The organism is Rhizobacter sp. P2_H2, from assembly GCF_056403375.1.
Map to the genome: position 1 here is coordinate 1 of NZ_JBFUFP010000790.1, position 2,591 is coordinate 2,591.

Below are 2,591 nucleotides of genomic sequence, written 5' to 3' on the forward strand. Positions count from 1 at the left end.
GAGCTGAAGAAGGTGCGCGGCTACCCGATGGCGATGACGCTGGCGTGGACGGCCGACGGCAATGCCTGCGGCGACGACGCCTCGGCCGCGCGCGGCAACACCTCGGCACCGAGCGTCGGCAGCCTGCTGGGCGGCTTGCTCGGTGGCGGTGGCGGCGACGGCAAGCCGGCCGGCGCCGCGGGCGGCCCGCTGCTGAGCTACAGCTACGAGGTGAAGACGCTCGAGGTGAAGCCGGTCAGCGACGGCTGGTTCATGCCGGATGCAGGCTTCCAGCGGGCGCAGTGACCGATCGTCGATGACCGGTGACCTGTTCGATGCGATCGACGATGCGCCGCCGTCGCAGGAGGTGATCGCCGACGGTGCGGTGGTGTTGCGCCGGCTCGCGCTGCAGCGGGCGCCCGCCCTGCTGGCCGACCTGCAGCCGGTGCTGGCGGCAGCGCCGTGGCGGCACCTGGTGACGCCGGGCGGGCAGCGCATGTCGGTCGCGATGACCAACTGCGGGCCGCTCGGCTGGGTGTCCGACCGGCGCGGCTACCGCTACCAGGCGAGCGATCCGCAGAGCGGCGCGGCGTGGCCGGCGATGCCGCGCAGTTTTCGCGAGCTGGCGGTGCATGCCGCGGCCTGCGCGGGGTTCGACGGCTTCGAGCCGGACGCGAGCCTCGTCAACTTCTACGAACCGGGGGCGCGGCTGTCGCTGCACCAGGACCGCGATGAGGAGGACTTCGGCGCACCGATCGTGTCGGTGTCGCTGGGGCTGCCGGCGGTGTTCCTGTTCGGCGGCACGCAACGGCAGTCGCCCGTGCAGCGGCTGCGGCTGGCGCATGGCGACGTGGTCGTGTGGGGCGGTGCTTCGCGATTGGCCTTCCACGGCGTGGCGCCGCTCGCGGACGGCGAGCATCCGGCGACCGGGCGCTCGCGGATCAACCTGACCTTCAGGAAGGCGGGGCGCTGACCTCGCGCACCGCGACGGCGAGTGCCGTGCCGGCGTGCTCCGGGAGCGATTGCACCTGCAGCGCGTGACGGGCGCCGTCATGCACGACCTGCAGCGCGGCAAGGTCCTGCTGCAATCCGGCATCGACCGCGTCGGGCGGAATCGACAGCCCGCTGCCGATCGCCTTCAGGCAGGCTTCCTTGCGGGTCCAGCCGCGCATGAAGGCGAGGTCGCGCTGCTCGGGTGGCGCGGCCCGCAGCGCGCGTTGTTCGGCCGACGTGAAATTGCGCTCGGCCAGCGCGATCGCATCGCGCATCGGCCGCAGCACCTCCACGTCGACGCCGATCTCGGTGCCCGCCGATGCACCTGGCGCCACTGCGATCACCGCGACATCGTCGCTGTGGCTCATGTTGAAGACGCAGGCGGCCGGCGCGTGCAGGAACGGCTTGCCGAACGGGCCGGCACCGAACACCAGCGCGGCGGCGGGCAGGCCGGTCTGCTGAGCGAGGATCGCCCGCAACGCGACGTGTGACGCCAGGTGCCTGCGCCGCAGGCCCTCGAACGCGAAGCGCTGGCCGCGCGCGATCTCGTCGGCCGACAGCGTCGCGAGTGCGGCGGCATCGGGCATCTCGTCGAGCCGCAGCCACCACAACCGCAGCCCGAGCGGTGCCGCCAGTTMGGTGTACGGCAACGAGCCCGCCATCGACAGGCTCAGAACGCCTCGTCCGGCCGCAGGTAGCGCCACTGCCCGGGCGGCAGGTCACCCAGCATCACGCGGCCGATGCGCACGCGCTTGAGGCCCAGCACTTCCAGCCCGACCGCCTCGCACATGCGCCGGATCTGGCGCTTCTTGCCTTCGCGCAGCACGAAGCGCAGCTGGTCGTCGTTGACCCATTCCACCTGGGCCGGGCGCAGCGCCTCGCCGTCGAGCTCGAGGCCGTGGTTCAGCAGCGCGAGTTCGCTGTCGGGCAGGCGCGTGCCGTCGGGGCGCTGCACGCGCACCAGGTATTCCTTCTCGATCTCGCTGTTCTCGCCGATCAGCTGCTTGGCGACGCGGCCGTCCTGCGTCAGCACCAGCAGGCCGACCGAGTCGATGTCGAGCCGCCCGGCCGGCGCGAGGCCGCGCAGGTGGGTGTGCAGGAAGCGGGTGCCGGAGTTGTCGTCGTGCCACTGGTTCTCGGGCTTCACGAGCACATAGGCCGGCTCGTAGCCGTCTTCCGCCTGGCCGCTGACGTAGCCGACCGGCTTGTTGATCAGCACCGTGACGCGTTGCGCCTGCTGGTGGCGGGCCTGGGCATCGACGGTGATGCGCTGGCCGGGCATCACGCGCGAGCCGAGTTCCTTGACGACCTGGCCGTCGACGCGCACCCAGCCCTTCGGGATCCACTCGTCGGCCTCGCGGCGCGACGCGATGCCGAGTTCGCTCATGCGCTTGGACAGGCGCAGGCTGCCGGGCTGCTCGGCGTGGTAAACGGGTTCGTCGTCGTCGCGCTCGAAGCGCGGGTTGGGGCGTTGCGGGGCAGGGCGGCTGTTGCCGAAGGCGGTGTTGCGCGGGGCGTTGTCGCGCTGGGCGCCGTGGCGCGGGCTCGGGTTGCGCGAGGACGTGTCGCGCGGCCCCGACGGCCCGGACGGGCCCGACGGGCGGCCGAACGCGGTGTTG

The 2,591-nt window shown here is 72.4% G+C and carries 3 protein-coding genes and 1 pseudogene; 2 read left to right on the forward strand and 2 right to left on the reverse strand.

All coding sequences use genetic code 11. The features are described 5' to 3' along the window. Positions 1–285: pseudogene (locus AC1D15_RS26340) on the forward strand (hypothetical protein); the annotation flags it as partial. Between the two features lie 10 nt (positions 286–295). Further along, on the forward strand, positions 296–952 hold the full coding sequence (gene alkB, locus AC1D15_RS26345) for a DNA oxidative demethylase AlkB (protein WP_477828316.1): 657 nt from the start codon (positions 296–298) through the stop codon (positions 950–952). Here the strand turns inward: alkB and AC1D15_RS26350 are convergent. Further along, a complete protein-coding gene (locus AC1D15_RS26350) occupies positions 933–1,622 on the reverse strand; it encodes a 4'-phosphopantetheinyl transferase family protein (protein ID WP_477828317.1) in 690 nt (229 codons plus the stop codon). The genes alkB and AC1D15_RS26350 overlap by 20 nt on opposite strands. Positions 1,623–1,642: 20 nt before the next feature. Beyond that, positions 1,643–2,359 carry a pseudouridine synthase gene (locus tag AC1D15_RS26355; RefSeq protein WP_047504874.1) on the reverse strand — a complete coding sequence of 239 codons (717 nt, stop codon included), beginning with the start codon at positions 2,357–2,359 and terminating at the stop codon, positions 1,643–1,645. Between the last annotated feature and the right edge of the window lie 232 nt (positions 2,360–2,591).